General features: G+C 58.2%; 18 protein-coding genes. 14 read left to right on the top strand and 4 right to left on the bottom strand.

The window, feature by feature from the left end; translation table 11 throughout:
* Positions 1-96 precede the first annotated feature (96 nt).
* Positions 97-1356: a replication initiation protein gene (locus ACR0J5_RS16250; RefSeq protein WP_480655185.1), complete on the bottom strand. Its 1260-nt coding sequence runs from the start codon at positions 1354-1356 to the stop codon at positions 97-99.
* A 580-nt stretch (positions 1357-1936) separates the two neighbouring features.
* On the opposite strand from ACR0J5_RS16250, the gene ACR0J5_RS16245 reads away from it, so the two are divergent.
* Both ACR0J5_RS16245 and ACR0J5_RS16240 read left to right on the top strand, forming a co-directional pair.
* Positions 1937-3322 (top strand): AAA family ATPase, encoded by a 1386-nt coding sequence (locus ACR0J5_RS16245; RefSeq protein WP_480655183.1) that lies wholly within the window; start codon positions 1937-1939, stop codon positions 3320-3322.
* On the top strand, positions 3315-4409 hold the full coding sequence (locus ACR0J5_RS16240; RefSeq protein WP_480655181.1) for a ParB/RepB/Spo0J family partition protein: 1095 nt from the start codon (positions 3315-3317) through the stop codon (positions 4407-4409). The genes ACR0J5_RS16245 and ACR0J5_RS16240 overlap by 8 nt, the downstream gene beginning before the upstream one ends.
* A gap of 154 nt (positions 4410-4563) precedes the next feature.
* On the opposite strand, the gene ACR0J5_RS16235 is transcribed toward ACR0J5_RS16240, so the two are convergent.
* Positions 4564-5742, bottom strand: coding sequence for a pyridoxal phosphate-dependent aminotransferase (locus tag ACR0J5_RS16235; RefSeq protein ID WP_480655179.1), 1179 nt, complete (start codon positions 5740-5742; stop codon positions 4564-4566).
* 274 nt (positions 5743-6016) lie between these two features.
* Here ACR0J5_RS16235 and ACR0J5_RS16230 point away from each other — a divergent pair, with 274 nt between their 5' ends.
* The 7 genes from ACR0J5_RS16230 (at position 6017) to ACR0J5_RS16200 (ending at position 13319) form a co-directional block, all read left to right on the top strand.
* Positions 6017-6316 carry a DUF2218 domain-containing protein gene (locus ACR0J5_RS16230; protein ID WP_480655177.1) on the top strand — a complete coding sequence of 100 codons (300 nt, stop codon included), beginning with the start codon at positions 6017-6019 and terminating at the stop codon, positions 6314-6316.
* 10 nt (positions 6317-6326) lie between these two features.
* Positions 6327-7385: a DUF3500 domain-containing protein gene (locus ACR0J5_RS16225; RefSeq protein WP_480655175.1), complete on the top strand. Its 1059-nt coding sequence runs from the start codon at positions 6327-6329 to the stop codon at positions 7383-7385.
* 81 nt (positions 7386-7466) lie between these two features.
* On the top strand, positions 7467-9167 hold the full coding sequence (locus tag ACR0J5_RS16220; protein WP_480655173.1) for an amidohydrolase: 1701 nt from the start codon (positions 7467-7469) through the stop codon (positions 9165-9167).
* Positions 9168-9204: 37 nt separating this feature from the next.
* Positions 9205-9750 carry a cytochrome b gene (locus ACR0J5_RS16215; protein WP_480655171.1) on the top strand — a complete coding sequence of 182 codons (546 nt, stop codon included), beginning with the start codon at positions 9205-9207 and terminating at the stop codon, positions 9748-9750.
* Positions 9751-9831: 81 nt separating this feature from the next.
* Positions 9832-10791 carry a LysR family transcriptional regulator gene (locus ACR0J5_RS16210; RefSeq protein ID WP_480655169.1) on the top strand — a complete coding sequence of 320 codons (960 nt, stop codon included), beginning with the start codon at positions 9832-9834 and terminating at the stop codon, positions 10789-10791.
* Between the two features lie 96 nt (positions 10792-10887).
* Positions 10888-12588 (top strand): hypothetical protein, encoded by a 1701-nt coding sequence (locus tag ACR0J5_RS16205; RefSeq protein WP_480655167.1) that lies wholly within the window; start codon positions 10888-10890, stop codon positions 12586-12588.
* A complete protein-coding gene (locus tag ACR0J5_RS16200; protein ID WP_480655165.1) occupies positions 12585-13319 on the top strand; it encodes a DUF3726 domain-containing protein in 735 nt (244 codons plus the stop codon). Before ACR0J5_RS16205 ends, ACR0J5_RS16200 begins: the two co-directional genes overlap by 4 nt.
* Before the next feature lie 44 nt (positions 13320-13363).
* Here ACR0J5_RS16200 and ACR0J5_RS16195 read toward each other — a convergent pair whose 3' ends face one another.
* Positions 13364-14260: a bestrophin family protein gene (locus ACR0J5_RS16195; RefSeq protein WP_480655163.1), complete on the bottom strand. Its 897-nt coding sequence runs from the start codon at positions 14258-14260 to the stop codon at positions 13364-13366.
* A 215-nt stretch (positions 14261-14475) separates the two neighbouring features.
* Positions 14476-15372, bottom strand: coding sequence for a LysR substrate-binding domain-containing protein (locus tag ACR0J5_RS16190; RefSeq protein WP_480655161.1), 897 nt, complete (start codon positions 15370-15372; stop codon positions 14476-14478).
* Between the two features lie 294 nt (positions 15373-15666).
* Between ACR0J5_RS16190 and ACR0J5_RS16185 the strand changes: the two genes are divergently transcribed.
* From ACR0J5_RS16185 to ACR0J5_RS16165, 5 genes are all read left to right on the top strand, one after another.
* Positions 15667-18132 carry a GcvT family protein gene (locus ACR0J5_RS16185; RefSeq protein ID WP_480655159.1) on the top strand — a complete coding sequence of 822 codons (2466 nt, stop codon included), beginning with the start codon at positions 15667-15669 and terminating at the stop codon, positions 18130-18132.
* 1 nt (position 18133) lies between these two features.
* Complete coding sequence (locus ACR0J5_RS16180; protein ID WP_480655157.1) at positions 18134-19657, top strand: trimethylamine methyltransferase family protein; 1524 nt, start codon at positions 18134-18136, stop codon at positions 19655-19657.
* A gap of 56 nt (positions 19658-19713) precedes the next feature.
* On the top strand, positions 19714-20727 hold the full coding sequence (locus tag ACR0J5_RS16175; protein WP_480655156.1) for an Ldh family oxidoreductase: 1014 nt from the start codon (positions 19714-19716) through the stop codon (positions 20725-20727).
* 5 nt (positions 20728-20732) lie between these two features.
* A complete protein-coding gene (locus ACR0J5_RS16170; protein ID WP_480655154.1) occupies positions 20733-21977 on the top strand; it encodes an NAD(P)/FAD-dependent oxidoreductase in 1245 nt (414 codons plus the stop codon).
* A 310-nt stretch (positions 21978-22287) separates the two neighbouring features.
* Positions 22288-23841 carry a trimethylamine methyltransferase family protein gene (locus ACR0J5_RS16165; protein WP_480655152.1) on the top strand — a complete coding sequence of 518 codons (1554 nt, stop codon included), beginning with the start codon at positions 22288-22290 and terminating at the stop codon, positions 23839-23841.
* The last annotated feature ends 7 nt before the right edge of the window (positions 23842-23848 follow it).

The following is a 23848-nucleotide window of genomic DNA, read 5'->3' as shown; positions in this document are numbered from 1 at the left end:
ACGAAGCGATCTGCGTTGCGCAAAAAATATAAGTTTTGCGCACCACATCATCGCGCCGTATCGGGAGAGCCAGATGTTTGCTGAGTGACGCACAGGTCAATTGAAGATGTCCGGTTCAAGTTCCTCCCAAAAGTCAAAGATTGCGTTTGCGTTCAGACCAGACCTCCAACCATGCGCACGGAAATGCTCACGGTCTAAATCGTTGTCCAACCCTGCCATGAACAACCTTTTATCCGCATCCCGCTGAGTTGGGTTTCGCCGCGAAACCATATCTTCGACGCACTGTAATTTGCGAGACCGCTCAGATCGTTCCGCAGCGCGTTCCGCATATGCCTTATCCTCAAGCGCCTTTTCAGCATCGCGCTGACGCGCGGCTTTGATGGCTTCGGGGCTGGGTTCGGGCGCAGTATCCTGTTCTACAGGCTGATAATCATCCCGTAACGCAGCGGACAAATAACCAACGGTCGATTTAATACCGCCCTGCCCGCTTACATAATCCAGTTTTTGCTGGACATACTCCTCGCCATGTTCGGCTATCCACTGGCGGGCCAACCGGTCTGACACCCCTTGATCGCGAAGCGTCTTGAACACTTTCAGGTTCCGAACCCCGTCGCTGTCGTCAATTTCGAACATAGCCTTTTGCGGGTTGCCCTTGATCCGGAACCTGATCTCGGTCACCGTGCGTCCCTTTTTCTGAAATTCTGGTTCGATCAGAATGTCCGAGCTTTTATTCACCTCGGCCACTGCGGGTTTGATGATCTTGGCGTTGAGATGTTTGAAGCTGCTGTAATAGTCGCTGCCATCCACCCCCATGAGCTTACGAAAGACATCCAGCGCCCACCACCCGGTCGATCCGGTTCGGACAAACCGATAGCAGTTTTCATACAACGCCAAGCCATGACCCGAACTGAAGTTCTTTTGAATCTGCACGTTAATAAGCGCGTAAATCTTGGGGTCATAGAGCTTTTGCGCCAAAGCCGGAGAATAGGCATATTCGCACACGCCGTTCTTCAGCTTGGCAAAACTCAGCAATGAGGATACGCCCCATTCCTGGCGGCCCTGTTCGTCCAACATATCCCATTCTGCAACCGTCTCGGCCAAGGCCCGCAGACTGGCGCGCAGGGTATCAAAGTCGTTGGAGTTATATCCGACCATCATCGCCAGGGTTCGGGCATCAATTGTATGTGTCGCGGCGGACGTAAGCGCGTCATAGGCATTTAGAAGCAAAACGTTGGACAGTTTGCGCTGCAACAACGTCAGCTTACCGCTGATGTGAATCGCGGCGACGTTCTTCTTGACCGTCTCACGGCGCAACGCGCCTGTAAGCTGATCCATGTTCAGTTGTGGTTCCGGCATGATTCTGCCTGGCTGCTCGTTTTCATATTTGTTGCACGAAAAGTACCCGGGGTTCAATTACATTTGGGTACCCAAATACAGGGCGACAGGAATCCCGCATCCGGGTACCTTAGTGCTGGGTGAGTCGAGTTATCCACAGAATTGTGCCGGAGCGAGCTGCCTACTCATCTTTTCTCAAGGTCTGATACCGCTGCGAAAGACTGTTTTAGGGTCTATTGGAGATGAAACGGCCTCTTCCCGCGAATCGGGCCTCTTTGTCCTGAAACCCGGCACCAGTCATCCCGTATACAGGCACCTTTGATCCTGCAAACGGGTTCCCATCATACTGATTTCAGGCACCCAAGTTAAGCTTACCCATTGTAACGAATGACTTTTCTACCATCAAAGAATCTAAAAATCTTAAAAATAATAAACTCTTTGTTGCTGTGTTTTTGTCTTTTTTCTTTGGTTTCGCCGCGAAACTCAGTTGCCGAGCACAATATTGTGGAAAACTCTCAACCAGAGGATAGCTTTGAAAAAGAATGTTCGCTATGTTCACCGATATACGCCGGAAAGGCGAACATTATTCGAGGCACCGTCAGTGAGCAAAACAACCCAACCTCCACTCCCACCGTATTTGAACCTTGATCCAGAACAGGCAGCGGCTAAGTTGCCTGATCCTATCGGAACCTCTCGATTCGCAAAAGCGGCCACCTTCTGTGCGAAAGGTCGCGAAGATCTTGCCCGCCGCGGCTATGCCCCTGATGGTGAAAAGCGGCTGCGGCGGTTTTCGATCTGGGAAATCACAAAGTACCTGATTCCGGTTGCGCCTGCGCATCTACGTCGGGTTCTAAAAGCAAACCCTGATCTTCCTCAGGGCGAAGGGGAGGCGGGCTCAAAATGGTTCACGTTGGAAGAAGTCCTGACATTGCGTCAGCATTTTGCCACCGAAGGGGTCAGCACCAAAGAGTATCTGCCCTATCGGCCCGAAGGGGTCGAAGCAAAAGTGGTCGCGGTTGCGAATTTCAAAGGCGGCGTTGGTAAAACCTCCACGGCAGCTCATCTGGCCATGTCAGCGGCTTTGGATGGATATAAAGTCCTTGTTATTGATCTGGATAGTCAGGGATCAATGACTTCGATCTTGGGCGGAACAGTTGCGGACGAATGGCAAACTGTCTTCCCGCTGATCGCCAAGGACTATGCTCGCGCGGTTCAGGAAGAAAACCGTGTGCGGTCCGCGGCCGGACAACCGGAAATTCCGCTGGATGAAACGTTGCAGGAGGCGCTCAACACCCTGCCCCGCGACGTGATTCAAAAGACCCATTGGCCCAACATTGATCTGATCGGCGCCCAGCTGAACTTGTATTGGGCAGAGTTTCAGATCCCGGTTTGGCGCATGGGTCTGCGCAGCTGGCCGCTTTGGGACGGTCTGACCAATTTTCTGCAGGACGAAGGCGTTCTGAACGATTACGATATTGTATTCCTCGATACGCCTCCTGCACTTGGGTACCTAACGATCAATGCACTGGCGGCGGCTGATATTCTATTGGTCCCGCTGGGGGCCTCGTTTCTGGAATTTGATTCGACGGGGCGGTTCTTTGACATGCTCTACACGACTTTTGCCAGCATCGAGGATGGCGAAAACGCAGCGCAAAGGGCGGCTGGTTTGCCAGAGCTCAAGTTTGAATGGGATGTTGTCCGGGCGATCATCACCCGGTTCGACGCCAGCCAACAGACCGACATGGCCAATGTCATTCAGGCTTATTTCGGCGATTTCATGAACGCCTATCGGCAGGACTATACTGCTTTGGTCGGGCAGGCCGGTGAACAGGTCAATGGAATATATGAGGCTGATTACAGGGATTTCAATCGCGACACATATGTGCGCGGTCGGGAAACCTTTGATCGCACCTATGCAGAATTCAAGCAGGTTCTGATCGGCTGTTGGTGGCGCGACGCTCAGATGGGAGGAGAAGCAGATGGCTAAACGCAGAAGACTGACGGCCCCGGACACATCGGAGCTGGAGCAGCTTGAGGCAGGTTTCGCCGCGAAACCCTCGGCCAACCCGTTTGAGGCAAAATCTTCAGTGCCGCCGATTGCTCAGGTCGCGGCCGAGGCTGCCACTCTGAATGGTATGACGGCGGTCACGGACAGGATGAGCCTTGCACAGGATCAGGGCGACGCCGCCAAATGGCGTGACGCCCAGGATGCCGGATTGGTGGCTGAGCGTTTGCCACTGGATCAGATCAATGCGGATTACATACGTCGGGACCGGATGGTCGAAGACGAAGAGGCCATGGCCGAGCTGATTGAATCGCTACGGGTTCACGGACTGCGCACGCCGATCGAGGTTGCGCGCGACGGTGATACCTTTGGTCTGATTTCAGGGTTCAGGCGTCTGGACGCATTTCGGCGTCTTGCCGCAACAGACCCTCGGTTCCTTGATATTCCTGCCTTCATTCGTGAGGCCGGGACAGGGCAGGGCGCTTATGTCTCGATGGTCGAAGAGAATGAACTGCGTGCCAACCTCAGCCCCTACGAGCGGGGGCGCATTGCCGTTCTGGCGGCAGGGCAGGGGGTCTTTGCCTCGACCGAGGCGGCTGTCGATGTGTTGTTCGCGGCGGCGTCGAAAGCCAAGCGGTCAAAGGTGCGCAGTTTTGCGATGGTCCATGAGGCGCTGGGGGATCTGTTACAACATCCCGTGGCGTTGTCCGAGAAATCTGGTTTGAAGCTGGCGGCGGCCTTGCGTGATGGTGCGCAGGCGGCTCTGCGTAATGCGTTGGCCGGTGCAGGGGAGGTTGATCCGAAATCGGAATGGGCCTTGCTCGAATCCGCCATGAAGACGACACCATCAACTACAAAAGACAAAGCCCGAGGCGGTCGCCCCCAAGAGGTTCAGCGGTTGTCCCCCGTCACGCTTTCGGGCGGTGGTGAGATTCTGTCCGAAGTGTCCGCTGGCGAGATGCGTATTCGTATTCGGGGCAAATCCATCTCTGCCGAAAACGCGGAGGAGATTGTTCGAATGCTGGCGTTGAACATAGACGGGTTTCGTGGCGAAACTGATAGCGGATAAGCTAAGCTCATCAATCTGCCGACGATGGGTGGTGTGCATAATGGCCGCATTTTGCACACCAAACTACCATAAGGCCTTCTTTCCAAAGGCATCTTTTTGCGTAAGGAAAAGCCACGCACCGACACGGGCCCCAGCGCATGATGGATGGAAGCTGTTAAGAAAGGGCCGAGATCGCGTTGCTGATGCGGGTTACCCCGTCTTTCAGGTCTTCCATCGAATAGGCATAGGACAGGCGGAAATGTCCGGGCAGGCCAAACGCCCGACCGGGGACCAAAGCCACGCCTGCGTAGTCCAGAATGTACCGGCAGAACGCAGCATCTGTGGTCAGAATAGCCCCATCCGGCGTTTTCAGCCCTAGACATTCTTCGCAGGACGGAAATACGTAGAACGCACCTCCCGGCACAGCGCAGTTCAGTCGACCGGTGGCACTCAATGCATCTACAATGAAATCCCGGCGGTCTTTGAAAACGGCGCACCTTTCAGCCAACAGCTCCTGCGGTCCGGTCAAAGCAGCCAGCGCCGCAGCTTGCGAGATTGAAGACGCCCCAGAAGTCGTCAGGCCCTGAACGCCAACCATTGCCTTGATCAGATCCGTGGGGCCGATGCCCCAACCCAGTCTCCAACCAGTCATTGCGTAAGCTTTGGACACTCCGTTGACCGTAAGTGTGCGCTCGGCCAGTTCGGGCACAGCACTTAGAAAAGAGGTAAACGGATCATAGGAGATGTGTTCGTAGATCTCGTCGGCAAGAATCCAGACCTGAGGATGCCTGTGCAGGACGTCGGCCAGCGCCCGCAACTCGGCTGCTGAATACATGGCGCCCGACGGATTGCCGGGTGTATTCAAAAGCAACCATCGGGTTTTGGACGTGATTGCGCGCTCTAACTGGTCGGGCGTCAGTTTGAACCCAGAGGCCGCTGTACAGGGAACTGCCGTAAGTCTGGCCTGACAGATTGCAATTATGTCTGCGTAGGATGTCCAGTAGGGGGCGGGTACAATCACCTCGTCATCCGGATCCAGACTGGCCAGAAAGGCGTTTGCAAGAACCTGTTTCGCACCGGTCGAGACAATCACCTGCGCCGGGTCGACCTCGGCGCGTGCCGCAATTGCCGCGCGAAGGGCCGGCGTGCCCTGTGTCGGAGGGTAAGAAGTATCCCCGTTCAGCATGGCTTGATGTGCTGCCTGCACCACATGCGCAGGCGTTGGAAAATCCGGCTCGCCAGTGCCGAAACTCAGAACATCCTCACCGGCCGCTTTGCGGGAGCGGACCGCTTCGGAAATCTGAACAATTTGGGACAGTTTTGCAGTCTGAGTGCGTCGGGAGCGTGTGAACATGGCCAAGTCATTTCCAGCAAAGGGTACCTTAGATCGCCACCCTAACCAAAGAAACACGGTCCAAGTAGGTGTTGAGCCACGATAACTTGGAATACACCTATTCCTAAATGGCATGAGTGTTCCGGCTGTACGCAAGACGGTCCTTCAAGCGGTTTCGACCGAAGCGCGGCTACATATTCATTCAGAATTTCGATGAAAGAAGTCGGATAAAGCGGGCTTATCGGGCAAAGCATCGGTTGCTATTTCTTCTGCCGAACAAACCGGAGAATGCCCGATGACCTTGTCGTCACATGTTACGCTTACAACCTCCAAGGCCGATGGCTATGTTGCCCAGCTGTCCAAGCATTTTGGTCACAAGATCGTTGTCGAACAAGAGGGGGATGTTGCCGTATTCTATTTCTCGATGGGCACGGCCCAAGCGCAGGCTCAGGGTGATCTGCTGGTGCTGAATGCCCAGGCAGAAACCGTCGAAAACCTGCGGCAGGTTGAAGATATTGTTGGCGCGCATCTGGAGCGTTTTGCTTTCCGAGAGAATTTGCGCGTGACCTGGCCCGACAGCGCGGGCGTGGAATAAGGAGATGACCATGAAGATTTTGACGACAACTGCCGCCCTTTTCATGGCCACTGCCGTGTTTGCGCATGATGCCCCGACGCATGACCATATGCAGATCGTGCGGATCCCTGACTATGCCCAACCATACGGACCCGCATCGGGTGCCGCCGCGTTTGAGGCTGCGCAGGCCTTTCTGGCCAGCATTGACGAGGCCACCAAAGCGCAGTTCATGTTCGATCTGGACAGCTCCAATCGCGCGAATTGGTCCAACCTGCCTGCCGGCATTGTAGATCGTACCGGGATTTCTGTGGGCGAGTTGTCTGATGAACAGCGTGGCTTGCTGTTTGGCTTTCTCGCCTCGTCCCTGGGCGAAGAAGGCTATCGCAGCGTGGCCGAGGTGATGGCGGCCGAGGCGTTTCTGAGCACAGACAAACGTGCCAAACGTCTGCAATGGGCGCCCGAGAATTACTGGCTGTCCTTCTTTGGTACACCTTCGACTGACACCCCCTGGGGCTGGCAGTTCGGGGGGCATCACCTCGCGCTGAACATCTCGATCGAGGGCAACCGTGTGGAAACCATGTCACCCACCTTTGTCGGCACCGAGCCTGCGATTTTTACCATCAACGGCGTCGACTATGAGGCGGTACGCGACATGCACCTGTCGGGCTATGCGGTTTTCACCGCCCTGGACGCGGGCCAACAGGCGGCAGCGGATGCGGGCACGATCCCCGAGGATGTGCTGACCGGCCCGGGACAGGATGGCACCATTCCGCCCGTGATTGGATTGTCTGCTTCTGAGATGACCGACGACCAAAAGGCGCTGTTGCTGATGGCGATCAACGAATGGGTCTCGATCCAGCCGGATGAAAATGCCGAACCTCGTATGGCTGAACTGGCCGACGGACTGGATGATATCTCATTCGCATGGACCGGCACGGATGAGGTGAACACCCCCACTTATATGCGTATTCAGGGTCCGACACTGATCATCGAGATGCTCTCAACCGGCGGCAATGTGGGCGACAGCGCCCAAGGGGCCGGGCATTACCACACGATGTACCGCAACCCGACCAAAGAATACGGGCATTAAGCCCCTGAGCAGCGGGCCGCGTCCGGCCCGCGTTTCTCCCAAACCGGACGGGCTCTGCCCGGATGTACAAGGTAAGTGAAAATGAAACGTTCTTTCTGGCGCGGAACCGCTTCGGTTCTGGCCTGTCTTGTCGCGGCCCCGGCGGTTCTTGCAGACACGCAGCTTTTGACCAATGGCAAGATTTACACTGGCAATGCCGCCGCCCCCTGGGCCGAGGCGGTGGTGATCGAGGATGGCGTCTTTACCTTTGTCGGTGACGCCGCTGACGCGCGGGGCACGGCAGGGGATCAGGCGGCAACCGTTGATCTGGGTGGCCAGACCGTGATCCCCGGCCTGTATGAAAGCCATGTGCACCCGCAGGGCGGGGGTGAGGCGATGCTGTATCAATGCACATTGGACGGGGATGCCGATTTCGACGCCTTTCTGGACGCCGTGCGTACCTGTGTCGACGCTCTGCCCGAGGGCGCGTGGCTGAAAGGCGCGGGGTGGGGTCCACAGCTTATGGCTCCGACCGACATGACATTCACCGAGATGCTGGCCGCCTTCGATGCCGCCACCGAAGGGCATGGCGTCATCCTGAACGATTTCAGCCGCCACAACACCTATGCGAATTCGGTCGCGATGCAGGCCGCAGACGTCACGGCCACCAACACCCAAGAGTTTGGCGATCTGGTTCTGCGCGACGGCGACGGCAACCTGTCGGGCTTCTTCATCGAAGAGGCCGGACGCACCGTCAGCGATGTGATCCCGCGCCCCACGGCCGAGCAGGAAAAGGTCGCGCTGCAAACCGCGATCGAGGTGCTGACCGGCTATGGTTTTGTGGGCATGCTGGATTCTTATGTGTTCCCCAACAACTCGGCCGCGTATCTGGCGGTCGAGGAAGACAGCGGCGTGCCAATGCATGTGGGTCTGGGATTGGGTTGGAACCAGGGGGATGAGTCGTTGGAGGCCTATCGCCAATCCTATCTGGCGCAACGCGCGCTGACCGATGATATCCCGCATTTGAACAGCTATTTCTCAAAACTGACGTTGGACGGCACCCCGCCGACCAAAACCGCCGCTTTTCTTGAGCACTACCACGGCTCTGACGAGTCCGGTAAGCTGAACTATTCCGCCGAAGAACTGGCCGAGATCGTCACATGGCTGGATGCTCAGGGCATGTCGATGCAGATGCACACGGTGGGCGACCGCGCGGTCCGGGCGGCTCTGGATGCGATTGAGGCCGCGCGCAAGGCCAACGGCGACGGTGGCCCGCATCACCAACTGGCCCATGCCTGCCTGATCGATGACGCCGACATTCCGCGCTTTGCCGAACTGGACGTGGTGGCCAATTTCTCGCCCATGTTCTGGTATCCCAGCGCATTGGCCGACGGTATGTTGGACCTGCTGGGCGCAGAGCGGATGAGCGATTATTGCCCCGCCGTGAAACTGCGCGACACCGGGTCTTTCCCCAATGCCGGGTCCGACTGGCCGGTGGTGCCGGACCTGAACCCCTGGAACGGAATCGAAGCCTTTGTCACCCGCGCCAACCCCTTTGGCGAACGTCCCGGCGAAACGCTGGCCCATGCCGAAGCGGTCACACTGGAACAGGCGCTGGAGCTTTACACCATCAACGGCGCGCGCATTCTGGGCATTGATGACCGCGCAGGGTCCATCGAAGTGGGCAAATCCGCCGATCTGGTTGTCCTGAACCACGACATTTTCACCATCCCCGCCGAGCAGCTGAGCGAAACCCAAGCCGAACAGGTTTATTTCGCCGGAACCGCTCTGCTGGACCGTTAAACGCATAGCGCGCGACACAGCAATGAAAGACCAAGCCATGTCTGTTAAACCTCTTTCACGTACTGAAATCAGCCTACACTGGATCGTCGGGCTGGGCATGATCGCCCTGATCGCCGCGGGCCTCTACATGACCCGGGCCGACGACGTCCGCTGGCTGTATCCGTTGCACAAATCCTTTGGCGTTGTGATCTTTGCGTTCATCCTGTGGCGCGCGGTTCTGCGCCTGCGCAAAGGCTGGCCCGAGGATGTCAGCACTGGTGCGAATTGGGAACACGGGCTAGCGCGAGTGATGCACTGGGTGCTGATCCTTGGCACGATTGCCATGCCGATCTCGGGGATGTTGGATTCCTACATGGGCGGGCGCGGCCTGACGGTGTTCGGGTTCGACCTGATTGCGGCCAATATCGGCGACACGGGGCGGCCCGTGGCGATCAACAAGGCGCTGGGGGATGTGGCCGAAAACGTCCATATCCTGTCGGGTAAAATCCTGATCGCCGTCATCGCGCTGCATATCGTGGGTGCGGTGAAGCATCACGTCATCGACAAGGACAGCACCCTGCGTCGTATGGTGGGGCAGGTTTGAATCCTGGTGCCTCCACGACCGATCGCGGGGGCATTGCGGTTTTTGCGGGCAACGGTTGAAGGACTGTTATAGGGTCTGCTCATGTCCAATCCCGTATCCAGAAACGTTACGCTCAAACAGGTGCGCGCTTTTGTGCAGGTGGCCCGGCTGGGGTCGTTCAGCAAGGCTGCGGATGCGCTTGCTATCTCGCAGCCTGCCCTGACCCTCAGCATCAAACAGTTCGAGGAAAACGTTGAGGTCGACCTGCTGAAACGCACCACCCGTTCGGTGTCGCTGACGCGGCAGGGGCAAGAGTTTCTGGTCAAGGCCGAGGCTATTCTGAACGATCTGGATGCCGCCATTCTGTCGGCCCGGTCCAGCGCCAGAAAACAGCGCAACCGGGTGCGGATCGCCGCGTTGCCCTCGGTGGCGATCCGGATATTGCCACAGATGATCCGGGACTACGCGACCATCGCGCCTGATGTGATCATTCACATTCAGGACGACAACGGGCGCGGGGTCGAAACGCAGGTTCAGAACGGGTCTGCGGATTTCGGGATCGTCAATAGCTGGTCGGGTTCCGATGCGTTACAATATGCGCCGTTCATACGGGATCGGATGGGTCTCATCTGCCGGGCGGATCACCCGTTGGCGCGACGCAAAGATCAACTGACTTGGGCTGATCTAGGCGATCAGTCTTTCGTCGGGATGGCCTCTGACACCGGGATCAGCCGTGTGACGGATGGCATGGCTGGGCTGTCGGATTCTGTGACTGAACCTGATTTCAATGTGCTCACCATTGCGGCGCTGGTGGGCATTGTCGAACAGGGTGGGGCGGTGTCGGCTCTGCCCGCTTTGGCGTCACCGGATTACCTGAATCCGTCTTTGGTGTATCGAACGCTTGCCGAGCCTGATCTTTATCGTGATCTGTGCCTTGTCAGCGCGACGGCGCGCCCTTTGTCCGAGGCCGCGCAAGGGGTCCTGAGACATCTTCAGGCGCAGTCTCACAAGATTTCAGCGCAGTTTCCGAACAATACTGTGCAGGCTAACTCTGATTTATAAAAAAAATTTATAAATCTCCAAAAACTTCAAATTTTACTTAGAACCGGCGACCGGCGAAACATTCCCTCAACGCAATTCAGACGTAGGAGGGTCAAAATGCTTGCTGCTATTTCCGACAGAATGCGCCCCGAGGCCGAGGTCATGGACCTTGCCCGGCTTGGGTCGCTGCATTCGTCGACGCTCAGCTTTATGCGCACATTGGTGCGCCGGATCATGAAAGAGGAATGGTCCATCGACCGCCAGCGTTTCGATCTGGACAATGACGGCTATGGCACCGCGATCTATCGCATCGAAACGCCCAACGACGTATTCAGCTTTGTGCTGTTTTCCAACCACCTGTCCGACGAAGACCGCAATGACCGCGTGATCGCCACCAGCTGGGACCTGACCATGGCCCTGTGCGAGGGCGAGGTGGACGACATCTGGCTGGCAGACATGCGCCGCAATGTGCCCAAGCAAGAGGCCGGCCGTGTCGATGCCCGCGTCTTCAGCCTGTCGCGCGCCAACCGCAGTTCGCGCCTGTTCAGCTATGTGCTGGATGAACTGTGCGCAGGCCGTCAGCCCGATGCCGAGCGGATTGCCGATGTGGGCTATCTTTATCGCACCACCGCCGTTTACGGCAGCGGCAAGCTGGGCATGGCCGACTGGAACAAGGTGCGGGTCAAATTCGCCGATTTCAACCGCCCCTTCGCGCCTGAGATGTTCATCTGCTACATGCTGCGTCAGTTCAGCCTGGATCAGGTGGATCACATCGCCAAAGCGCGCGCGCCTGAAACCGCCGTGGCTTTGGATGACCGGCTGAAACGGTTCTTTGGCATCGGCAACTCGACCGGTCTGGGCATGGCGCCGTATCTGGTGAACCATGGTGAGTTGCTGAGCCAGTGGATCGAAATGCGCGAAACCGCGCTGGCGCAGGTTCTGCACAAGGCAACGCCGACTGACTGGCGGATCAAGCTGTTCCACGACCTGATCGACCGGGCCGAGCAGCACTTTGCCGAAAGCCGCACCGGGGATGAGGAACAGATCGAACGCAACCGCATTCTGATCGCGGAACTGGCCGAGGTGCGCGACTGGCTCTCGGCCCAAGGCGATGCGCTGGAGACATGGTCGGTTCTGTCCGATCACGCCCGCGACGCCTGGAGCCTTGAGACACAGGAGCTGATCCATGCGCTGTGTTTGGAAATCCACCCCGAACTGGTGAACGATCTGGAGGACAGCTTTGCCGTCATCCCCAACCCGGTCATCGACCCGGACATGACCACCGCTGGGCTGCGCACCCTGATCGAAGATCGCTATGACTGGGCGCTGGACATCGACTTTTCCAAGCCCGAGCATTCGGACGCGTTCTGGTATCGCTCGGAAGAAAAGCTGGAGCCGCGTCTGGGCTTTGCCGGTGCCGATCCCGGGGTGGAAAAGCAGATGCCTTTACCCATCGGTCGCCGGGTCCGCGCGTGTTATGACGTGCTGCTGGAAGACATTGAGGAACATCCCGACAGCGATGTCATCCACTTCCTACTGCGTCGCCCCGCGCTGAAAAGCATCGTGCGCCGCATCCAGACCATGAGCAAACACAAATACGCCGAAATCCGCGCCAACCTTGCGGACCGGAACGTGCGTCCCATGGATCTGCTGCGCTGCAAGCTGGCCTTCTTTGGTGTCAGCAAGTTCGACCCGCGCTCAAAACTGTGGGTGCGCAACACGATGTATCAGGGCGCGCCGCTGATCGACGACATCGGCCACACCTATGAAAGCTGGTTCCTGCCGCTGAAACCGCAGATCGAGGAGGCTGCAGCATGAAAGTATCCCGCAACGAAATGATCGCCGCCCTGTCCCGCGCCTATGAAGGCGCCGGGCACGAGATCGGAGATTACGAAGACGCAGCCCAGCTGGTCACATGGTCGCAAATGGCAGGTCTGGGCGGGTTCGACCGCGTGGCTCTGCCTCCACTGGCCCCCAAGGGCGGCGCGACCCCGCGGCTGGTGTTCGAAAATGACGACATCGCCGTTCTGGATGCTGGCGGGGCGGATGTCTGCGAACATGGCTCGCTGGCCGCATACCTGATGCATTCGAAGGCCAACAAGACCGGCTTTGCGATCATCGAACTGGCCAACTGCCGCTATCCGGGGCTGATTCTGCGCAGCCTGTCGCTGGTCGCGCAACAGGGCGTGTTTATCTCGGCCTATTGGAAGGATCAGGCCGGATCGCACGGAGCCAGCTTTGAAAGCGGCGCGATCTTCCCGCATTACTGGCGGGTCGACAATGCCGATGACAGCAAAGAGATTTCGACCATCACGATCATCTGCACCAACCAGCCCACGTTGCTGGCGGATGCGGTGACACGTCAGGTCGAGCACCCCGAGCTGCAGCGCCATGAAATCTCGGCCGCGCAATTCGCCGCCAACTACAATCACGCGCTGGAGCAGGGGATTGAGGTCGATCCCGATCACTGGGATGCCCTGAACGCAGCGGCTTGGCCGATCTTGGTGCCGACCGATGAACACTCGCGCGCGGGTGCGGGTCCGGGCTGAGGCGATTTCGATAACACTCTGAACGGGCGCAATGCGCCCGTTTTCTATGTCAGGATATAATCCACGGGTTTATGCGCGGGCAGGGTCGGTTGCCCCAGCGTTTCAAGGATTGTGTTGTCACAGACCCGGCAAATCGCATCCAAAGGCAGGCCATTGTCGTTTGAGGTAAACGGGTCCTCCAACTCGCGCGTCACCGCCTGAAGTCCGAAGAACACATAGGCCACAACGGCCATGATCGCGGGGGCAAACAACCCGCCCGAATGGGCCAGCGCAAAGGGCAGGAAGGCGCAATAGACATAGGTCGTGCGCCGCACCAGCAGGGAATAGACAAAGGGCACCGGGGTGGTCTTGATCCGCTCATTGCCCGCCTGCTGAGCGGCCAGATCGGACAGGCGGTTTGACAGGGACAGCCGCCCCATCGGGTCAACCTTACCCTCGGCGTCCAGTGCGTTCAGGTTGCGCGCGGCCACATTCAGCCAATAGGCGGGCGGGTTCGTGGATTGCGATGCGGTGCCCTGACCCTCGGCATAGGTCGGATCGTCGTTTGTGGCGACCATGCGCAGACAGGCTTTGTGCGCGTGAAAGAATCGGGCGATCGGGTACAGGATACGCTGACGATCTTCATCCGATCCCAGATGGATCAGGCATTCCTGCGATGCGGCGCGCACGCTGGCAACGATTCCACCCCACAGCTTGCGCGCCTCCCACCAGCGGTCAAAGACAACGGTATTTCGAAAGGCCAGAAAAAGGGTCAGCGCGACGCCAAACACGCTCATGGAGGAGATCGACGGTCTGGGCAGGTGATCGGTCTGAAAAGACAAAAGGTCAATCACCGCCGCCCATAGGGCAAACAACAGGATTTTGACGTAGATTTTGCTGAGGATCGATCCGCGCAGCACAAAGAACAGCTGCATCGCCGAGGGTTGAGGCCGTACGATCATGAGGTGACACGCCTTGATTTGGGTGAAGAGGAAACAGCCGTAAACGGGCTTAGTGCGGCAGCTCACGCTTAGTAAGCAAAAATTAATTAATCAATACAAAAAATAAGAGAGATTGAATGAATTCTGACGTTCTCCGATGGCCGGCGATCAGGGTGATGTGATGAAAAGCCGTGCCCGACCTCTTGTTGAAGTGGATTTCCAGAACCCGTTTGCACTCAATCCGTCTTTACGCGATCCAGATCTTTGAGCCACTGAAATACACGCTGGGCCCGACCAGAAGCTGTGTTGTGCAGTGCGACGTAGAAATCCTGCGGCGCAGACACGGTATGGGGCAGCAGTTTCACGAGCTTGCCGGATTCAACGAGGCCCGACGTCAGACCTTCCCACCCCAGAACGGCCCCCATGTCATCTTGTGCGGCCTGAAGCGCGATTGTGTAGTTGTTGACGCGATGCGCGGAATTCAGAGGTGCATCACAACCCAGCCGGTTCATCCACTCTCGCCAGTCTGTCCACGCTGTGTTTGGGGCTTCCAAGTGTATCAGCGGCGTCTGCGCCAGGTCAGTCAGGTTTGTAATCTTGTTGTGGCGCTGGAATTCAGGACTGCCCAAAGCCATGATGCGGTCGCGAAACAACACGTGATAGGTGTCTGTCTCCTGACTGGCGTCGCCGTAATTGATGCTGAGATCGCATTTGGACGCGTCAAAGCCAAGGTCCGTAACCACCTGCGTTACAGAAACATGCCCGTTGTTTTTCCAAAACTGAGCAAGCCGCGGTGTCAGCCAGAGAGAGCTGACCGCAGTGCTTGACCGGATCGTAACGCCGGGCCGGTCATACCGGGACCGCAATTGACGCGATGCCTCGCTGATCCCTTCGAACCCTTTTTGAAGGGCGACCAAAAGAAAAGCGCCGCTTTCGGTCAATTCAACGCCGCGATGCAGCCGATGGAACAAGGCGCAGTTCAATTCGGTTTCCAGGGATTTGACCTGATGGCTGATCGCTGCAGGGGTGACGTTCAGTTCGTTTGCAGCCAGCTTGAAACTTGCATGCCGTGCGGCAGCCTCAAAGCTGATCAATGAGCTGGGCGAAGGCAGTTCATAAGGGCCAATGGGCAAGTGAGTTTGATCCGTAGGCTGAGGATTTCGAAAGACTTATACTGCAACAAGCAGTTTCTGGATTAGATGAAGTAATCCAAGATGAATTTTTTTGCAATTGCTCAAATCACTTGAGACAGCAATGCTCAACCGAAGACGTCGAACGTGTAAGCAAGTCCTAAAGACATTGCGCCCGTGATGCGGAACCCCGAAAGTCGTGTGATTGCTGTACTATTCGGGCAAGCTTGGAGGCGGGCGTTCTAACCTGTTGCACGGTTCAAGCGCGATGTCGGGGCAAAAAATGGAGACGATTCAATGAAATCGCACGCAAAAGTTGTCGTGGTTGGCGGAGGATGCGTTGGCGCATCCATCCTTTACGGTCTGACTGAAAACGGGTGTTCGGATGCCGTCATGCTGGAGCGCACGACGCTGACGTCCGGCTCTACATGGCATGCTGCCGGCCTGTTGGTGACTTTTGTACGCTCGCACAACGTGTCCAAGATGACGATGGAAACCATCCGCATCTATACCGAGGTTGAGGAAAAGATGGGTGCCTCGGTCGGTTTGCGTAAGGTGGGACAGCTGCGCGTGGCGAATACTGAAAAGCGCTGGGATGAGTTTCAGTCCTATATCTCGATTGCCGAGGCCGCGGGCGTTCCGTGCAAATTGGTGACGCCGGAAGAGATTGCCGAGATCCATCCGCTGCTGAACCAAAGCCCGGACATTCGGGGGGGCATCCTTCATACCGAAGATGGTTATGTGAACCCCGCGGATATCACCATGGCGCTGGCAAAGCTGGCGCGGGATGCGGGGGCCAAGGTTTATCAGAACACCGAAGCCCAGTCTTATGAAAAGCTGGACAATGGCCACTGGAAGGTTACGACCAATCAGGGTGAAATCACCTGTGAGCATCTGGTCTTTGCCACCGGTAACTATGCCCGCGAAAACGCCCGGCGCGTGGGTCTGGACCTGCCTTGTATTCCCATCGTGCACCAGTATTGGACAACCGAAACCGTGCCGCTTTTGAAAGAGCGCCGCGCGCAGGGCCTTACGGAATTCCCGATCCTGCGGGATGAGGACTATGGCGCGTATCTGCGCGAGGATGTGGGCGGTATCCAATTCGGCCCCTATGAGTTCACAAAGGACCTCAAGCTGTTTGCCGAAGACCGCGTGCCGCCGGAATTCGGGGCCGATCTGCTGCCCGAGGATTTCGATGCGGTGGAAACCCAGTGGGAACGCGCCATCGAACGCGTGCCGACGCTGGGCGAGGTTGGCATCAAGGCCAATACCCGTGGCCCGTTCCAGATGACCCCGGATGAGCTGCCTCTGGCCGGTCCCGCGCCGGGGCATGAAAACCTCTGGCTGGCCGAAGGGATGCCCGGCGGCATTCTGTGGGGCGGCACCGTGGGTAACCGTCTGGCCAAGTGGATCGTGGATGGCGATCCGGGCATGGATATGTCCGAGCTCGACCCGCGCCGTTTCTCGGATTACGCATCCAAACGCTGGACCATGGACAAGGTGCGCGAAACCTGGGGCACTCATATGAACGCCCATGTTCCGGGTGAAGATTTCCCCGAAGCGCGCCCGATGAAAACCATGGGGTCGTATGATCTGCTGACCGCCCATGGCGCGGTCTGGACCAGCTTTAACGGATATGAATTCCCCCGCTGGTTCGCCAAATCGCCCAGCGAGGCGATCCCCGAACACTCCTTCCGCCGCACGGACCATATGGAACTGGTGCAAGAAGAAGTGCGCCGCACCCGCGAAGAGGCAGGGTTCATCGAAATGTCGCCGATGACCAAGTTCACCGTGCGCGGTCCGGGGGCTGCGAAATGGCTGGACGGGTTGATGGCCAACAAGCTGCCCAAGGTGGGCCGCATGACCCTGTCGCTGATGCTGAATGACAAGGGCGGCATGGATGCGGAATACACCATTGTTCGCTATGCTGAGGATGACTTCTATCTGATCTCGACCCCGAACTGGCGGGCTTATAATTGGGACCAGATGCGGCGTCTTCTGCCCACGGATGGCTCGGTCATCATGGAGGATATCTCGGAACAGCTGGGCGTGATTGCCCTGGCCGGCCCCAAGGCGCGCGAGATTTTGCAACCGCTGACCGACAACGACCTGTCGAACGAGGCTTTCCCTTGGCTCTCGGCGCAGATGGGGGAAGTGGGCTATGCCAAAGGTGTGCACTTGCTGCGCGTCTCGTACACCGGCGAGCTGGGTTGGGAATTGCACCACCCCGTCGGCTATAACCGCCATCTGGTCGATCTGCTGCTGAAAGCGGGGGTAAAGCCGTTTGGCCTCGAAGCGCTCGAATCCATGCGGCTTGAGAAATCCTATCGCGCCATCAATCGCGAGATTTGCAAGGACATGACCCCGTATGAGGCTGATCTGGGTCGCTTCGTCGCCATGACCGAAAAGATCGGCGGTCAGGTGGCCGAGCGGGAGTTCATCGGTAAGGCCGCGTTGCAGAAACAGCAGGACGAGGGAGGATACAACACTCTGGTCACGCTGAAACTGCCATTCTGCGATACGTCGGTGATGTTTGACGAAGGTGTCTATGCCGATGGTAAACTGATCGGGCGCGTCACCTCGGGCGGGTTCTCATACTACTGCAACCACGACATTGCGATGGCGCTTGTGCCGCAGAACATGACGGCCCCCGGCACCAAAATGCAGGTGCTGATCCACAATGAAATGCGCGACGCCGAAGTTATTGATGTTTGCGCCGTTGATCCAACCAGCGCCCGTGCGCGCCTGATCCGGAGGGTTTGATATGGCTGAAGGACGAGCTCGCTCAGGTCGCGGTGGGGGACGCGCGGCGCGGGTTCAGGCCCGCACCAACCCGCCGCCTGTCTATCTGTCGACGCTGAATCGCAAGATCGGCCCCATTGATCTGCTGGGGCCAGAAGGGGTCGAGAAAATCCACAACGCTGCGATGACGATCCTTGAGACGACCGGCATCGAATTCCGCGATCCGGTGGCGCTTGCCGATTGGAAAAAACACGGCGCGGATGTTCAGGGTGATCGGGTTCGGATCGGGCGGGATATGCTTATGGATCTGATCTCGGCCGTGCCGTCGGAATGGGGCTATGCCGCCCGCAACCCCGAGCGGTCCTTGCGGGTGGGCAACCGAAACTCGGTCTTTGCCAACGCTTATGGCGCGCCGTTTGTTTACGGTCTGGACGGGGTGCGGCGGCCTTCGATGCTGGAAGATGCGCATAACTTCTTCAAACTCAGCCAGATGAGCCAATCGATGATGGTTCCGGGTGTTCTGCCGGTGGAGCCACAGGATGTACCGGTGCCCCAACGCCATCTGGAACTGGTGCACGCTGCCCTCACGCTGACGGACAAACCGATCAAAGGGTCGGTGCTGTCGGAACAGGCCGCGCGGGATTCCGTCGAAATGACGCGCATCGTCTTTGGTGAAGAGTTCGTGGACAACAACGTGGTGATGGCCGCGCTGCTGAACTGCAACACGCCGCTGGTCTGGGATGAGACCATGTTGGAAAGCCTGCGGGTCTATGCCGCCGCCAACCAACCCTGCCTGCTGTCGCCCTTTGTTCTGGCAGGGGCCAGTACGCCTGCCAGTCCGCAGGGCGGGGTTGCGCTGCTGATCGCAGAATCGCTTGCGGGGATGGCCTATAGCCAGATCATCCGGCGTGGCGCGCCGATGGTGCTGGGCGTGGCGATCATGGGCGTGTCGATGAAGACCGGCGCGCCGATGATGGGCTCACCTGAGCCCGGTCTGATGAACCTGCTGGTGGGTCAGATGGCGCGGTTCTACGATGTGCCGTGGCGCACCTGTACCATGTGGACGGGGTCGAAAACGCCCGACATGCAGGCCGCGTTCGATACGGCCAACACCATGTGGCCGGTGCTGCTGGGCGGTGCGAACTATATCGTGCATTCCGCCGGGTTCCTTGAGGGCGCGCTGGGGGTCAGCTATTCGAAATGGGTGCAGGACACTCTGCAGCTTGAGAACTTTCACAGGTTCTTCAGCGGCTTGCAGGATGAGAACCTTGATGCATTACTGGGCGATATCGCGGCAATCGGACCCGGCGGTCATTTTCTGGGCACAGATCACACACGCGAAAACCCGATGCACATGAACCCGCTGCAAAACAATGACAGCTTTGAGCAGTGGGAGGCCGAAGGCTCAAAAACGGCCGAGACGGTGGGCAACGAAGAGGCGCAGCGGATGCTGGACAACTATGTCCAACCGCCCATGCCGGATGATCAGCGTGGCGCGCTGGACGAATTCGTGGCCAAAAAGCGCGTTGAATACCAGGGTAAGTAAAAGCTTTGCGGGTGCCCACGTGCCCGCATTTGGAACACAAGGACAAGGTTTGACTGATGGCTGAAATCTCGACGAAAACGCTCTCACTCCAAGAGGTGAAAACACTGGCCAAATCTGTCCTTGTGTCCGCAGGGATGGATGAACACGGCAGTGATATCCTGTCGAACCTGGTCATGATGTCCGAACGCGACGGCCCCCGCAGCCACGGTCTGCGCATGTTGCCGGTCTACAAGCAGAGCTTTGACTCGAACTATGCCAACCCGAATGCGAACCCGACGGTCACGCGGATCGCGCCGGGCGTTCTGCGGGGTGATGGGGACAACGGGTATTATCAGATTGCCGCCGCCAAAGCCTTGCCCGAGCTGATCGAAATGGCCCGTGAGAACGGGATTGCCGCCTTCACCTGCGCCAATTGCCACCATCTGGCCGGGTTGCGTTTTGACACGGAACCTTTGGCGCAAGCCGGGCTGGTTGCATTGGGGGTTGTGAACTCATTGTCGATGGTGGTGCCGCAAGGCGGGGTGCGGCCCGTGTTTGGTACCAACCCGATGTCGTTCGCCTGCCCGCGCGACGGGGCAGAGCCTGTGGTCTGGGATCAGGCCGCCTCGGTCGCGGCGCTGATGGATGTCCGCATGGCCGCAGCCGAGGGCCACGACTTGCCGCGCCCCAGCGGTCTGGACCCTTCGGGTCAGCCAACCACAGACCCCAACGCCATTCTGGAAACCCGCAGCCTGTTGCCCTTTGGTGAACACAAAGGTGCGGCCATCGCCTTTCTGATCGAGGTTCTTGGGGCCGCGCTGGCGGGTGGCACTTTGTCGGTGGACAATGCTCATCGCGAAGCCCATGGCGCGCTGAACATCAAGGGCGGTGCGACCCTGATCGCGATTGATCCCACCCGCTTTGGCAATGCAGCCTTCGGCGATTACGTCACCCGCATCTGTTCCGAGATCGAGGGCAACGGCACCGCCCGTGTACCCGGCGACGGGCGCTTGTCCAAACGCGCGCTGGCGCTGGATGAGGGTGTAAATGTCAGTGCTGAATTGCTGGCGCAGCTGCGGGAAATGGCCTGACCTGAATGAAAAAGATCGTTGTGATCGGGGGCGGTATCGTCGGCGCCTCCTGTGCGCTTGCGCTGCAATCCGAAGGTCACTCTGTGACAATGATCGAAGCAGGGCCAGTGGGCGAGGGTGCCAGCTGGGCCTCATGCGGCTGTATCGCAGTGGGTGAAATCGTGCCCTTGTCGCAGCCCGGTATGCTGATGAAAGTGCCGGGCTGGTTGATCGACCCCGAGGGGCCGCTGGCGTTGCGGGCAAGTTCGGCTTTGCGCATGATGCCATGGTTTGCCCGGTTCACGGCCAACGCGCGCCCCACCAGAATGCGCGCCATTGCCGCCGATCTGGCCCGGTTGACCTTTGCCGCGACCGCAGATGTCAAAGCGCAGTTGCTTGACATGGGCCACCCCGATCTGTTGGTCGAACGGCCCGTCATGAAACTGTTCGACGATGAGGCAGACCGCGCCTCAATGCGCGCGGCCTTTGATCTTGCACGCGATCTGGGATGCACGATTGATGAGGTCTCGGGCGCTGAGGCCCATGAGATTGATCCGGCGATCGCCCCGGATTTCAAATATGCCGCCCTGCTACGGGATTGGAGCTTTGTGACCGACCCGAAACGGTTGGTTGAGGTATTGCATCAGACCTTCTGCGGCAGGGGCGGCACTGTTGTCACGGCCTCGGCTGTGGGGTTTGAACGAGATAACCGTCAGGTCAAAGGCGTACGGCTTGATACGGGCGAAACGATCAATGCTGAGGAGTTCGTCATCGCCGCAGGTACCCAGTCGCGCCATTTGGCGACGGATCTTGGCGTGCCTTTGCGTCTGGAAGGCGTCATGGGATATTCGACGGCCTTGCGAGACAGTGGAGTGCCCCTGCGCCATACCGTGTTTTATGCCAAGGGCGGGTTTGGAATTACACCTTATGATGGGGCGCTGGCTGTGGCCGGAACGGCCGAATTCGCCAGCCTGGATGCTGCACCCAACTGGAACCGGGCCGACATTCTGGTCAAACGCGCGGGGCGTGTTCTACCGGGATTGAAAACAAATCAAGCAGAGCGCCGGATGGGTCGTCGACCCTTCACCCCGGACACACGCCCGATTATTGGACGCAGTGGGCGTTTGGCGAATGCTACTTTTGCCACCGGGCATGGCCAGCTGGGACTGACTTTGGGCGCAACAACGGCGCGTCTGGTAGCGGATGAAATTGCCGGGCGATCACCCTTTACCGATATTCAGGCGTTCAGCCCCGATCGTTTCTCGCGATAGCGCGTGTGTCTTTTGAAGGGCATCTGAACCTTGCCGCTGCACGGCAGAGATTCGGTGGCAAGCACTGCGATAAGGCACCGATATGATGGCCCCCGGTCGGTTTTGCATGATCTGCCGCGCCCGTTTTTGGGTTTGGCTTTGTGCGTGGATAAAAAAGCGCTTAGAAATAGGCATTTAGATCGGTAAATGCGCCCGCATCTAATTGTCGGCATCGGTTGGTCGCATGTCGCATCTTTCAAATATTCTTCGCAAGATGGCAGGCGAGACAGTTCGAAAGGTGTGATTTTCGGGAAAATTCTGGAGAAACCCGATGACCACTGAAACTCGCACTCGTTCCCGCGCAGGCGGACGTTCTGCCCGCCGGGCAATCCGCACCGCGCCCAAGTTTGACATGCTGCCGGGCCTGACCCGCAACCTGCCGCTGTGCGAGGTTATGGATGGCAGCCAGGTTGAACGCATCGACAATGCCGCAATGGACATTCTGGAAAACGTCGGTGTCCAGTTCCGTGACCCGATCGCGCTGGAAGACTGGAAGAAGGCCGGTGCCAAAGTGGACGGAGAGCTGGTCTATCTGGACCGCAACATGGTGCGCGAGCTGATCTCGACCATCCCGGCGCAGTTCACCTATCACGCGCGCAACCCCAAGAATAACGTGAAACTGGGCGGCAAACACTCGGTCTTCGTGCCCATGACCGGCGCGCCCTTCTTGCGCGATCTGGACGATGTGCGCCGCAATCCGCTGCTGGAAGATCTGGCGATGTTCCACAAGCTCAGCCACATGATGCCTGCGATGCACAGCTCGGCCCACCATATTGTTGAGCCTTACGATCATCCGATCAGCCAGCGCCACCTGCGCATCACCTATTCGTCGATGAAATACTCGGACAAGATGTTCATGGGCATGACCACCTCGCCCAAGAACGCCGAAGACGTGATGGATATGTGCGCAATCCTGTTCGGCGATGAGTTCATCGACAACAACCCTGTGACCACCGGCAACTGTAACGGCAACAGCCCGCTGGTCTGGGATGAGACCATGCTGGGCGCCATGCGGGCTTTCTGCCGCCGCAATCAGCCGGTTCTGTGCTCGCCCTTCGTTCTGGGCGGTGCGAACACACCCGCGTCGGTGCCCGCTACTGTGGCGCAGCTGACGGCCGAGGCGCTGTCGGCGCTGGCCTATACGCAGGTGATCCGCAAAGGTGCGCCTGCGATCTGGGGTCACTACCTGTCGACCGTTTCGATGAAGTCTGGCGCACCTATGGCGGGTACGCCCGAGATCAGCCTGATGAACTTCATGATCGGACAGATGGCGCGGTATTATGACGTGCCGTGGCGCACCTCGAACACCTTGGGCGGGGCCAAAACGTTTGACGCGCAGGCGGGGTACGAATCCGCAACCACGCTTAGCGCGGTTCTGCATGCGGGGGCCAACTATATCTGGCACTCGGCCGGGTGGAACGAGGCGGGCATGCACTGCTCGGTCGCCAAGTTTGTGGTGGATGCGGAACAATGCGCGATGGCGTACCGCATGGCCGAAGGCCCCAAATGGCACGATTTCGATCAGGCTATTGCCGCGGTTCCCGATGTGGGCCCCGGAGGCCACTATCTGGGTCATCCGCACACACAGGACAATTTCCAGGAAGCCTTCTTTATGCCCGAGCTGTTCGACAACAACTCGATCGAGCAATGGCAGGCCGAAGGCGGGGTTGAGATTACCGAGCGCGCGCTGAAACATGCGCGTAAACTGCTGGGCGAATACCAAGAGCCCAAGCTGGATGAGGCCAAGAACGAAGAGCTGCTGGACTACATCGCCCGCCGCGAACGTGAAATCCCGGCAGCGGATGAGCTGAACCAGAGCTACTAAGCAGGTT

Source organism: Ruegeria sp. BE1, assembly GCF_056538885.1.
This window is presented reverse-complemented; position numbering and strand designations above follow the sequence as displayed.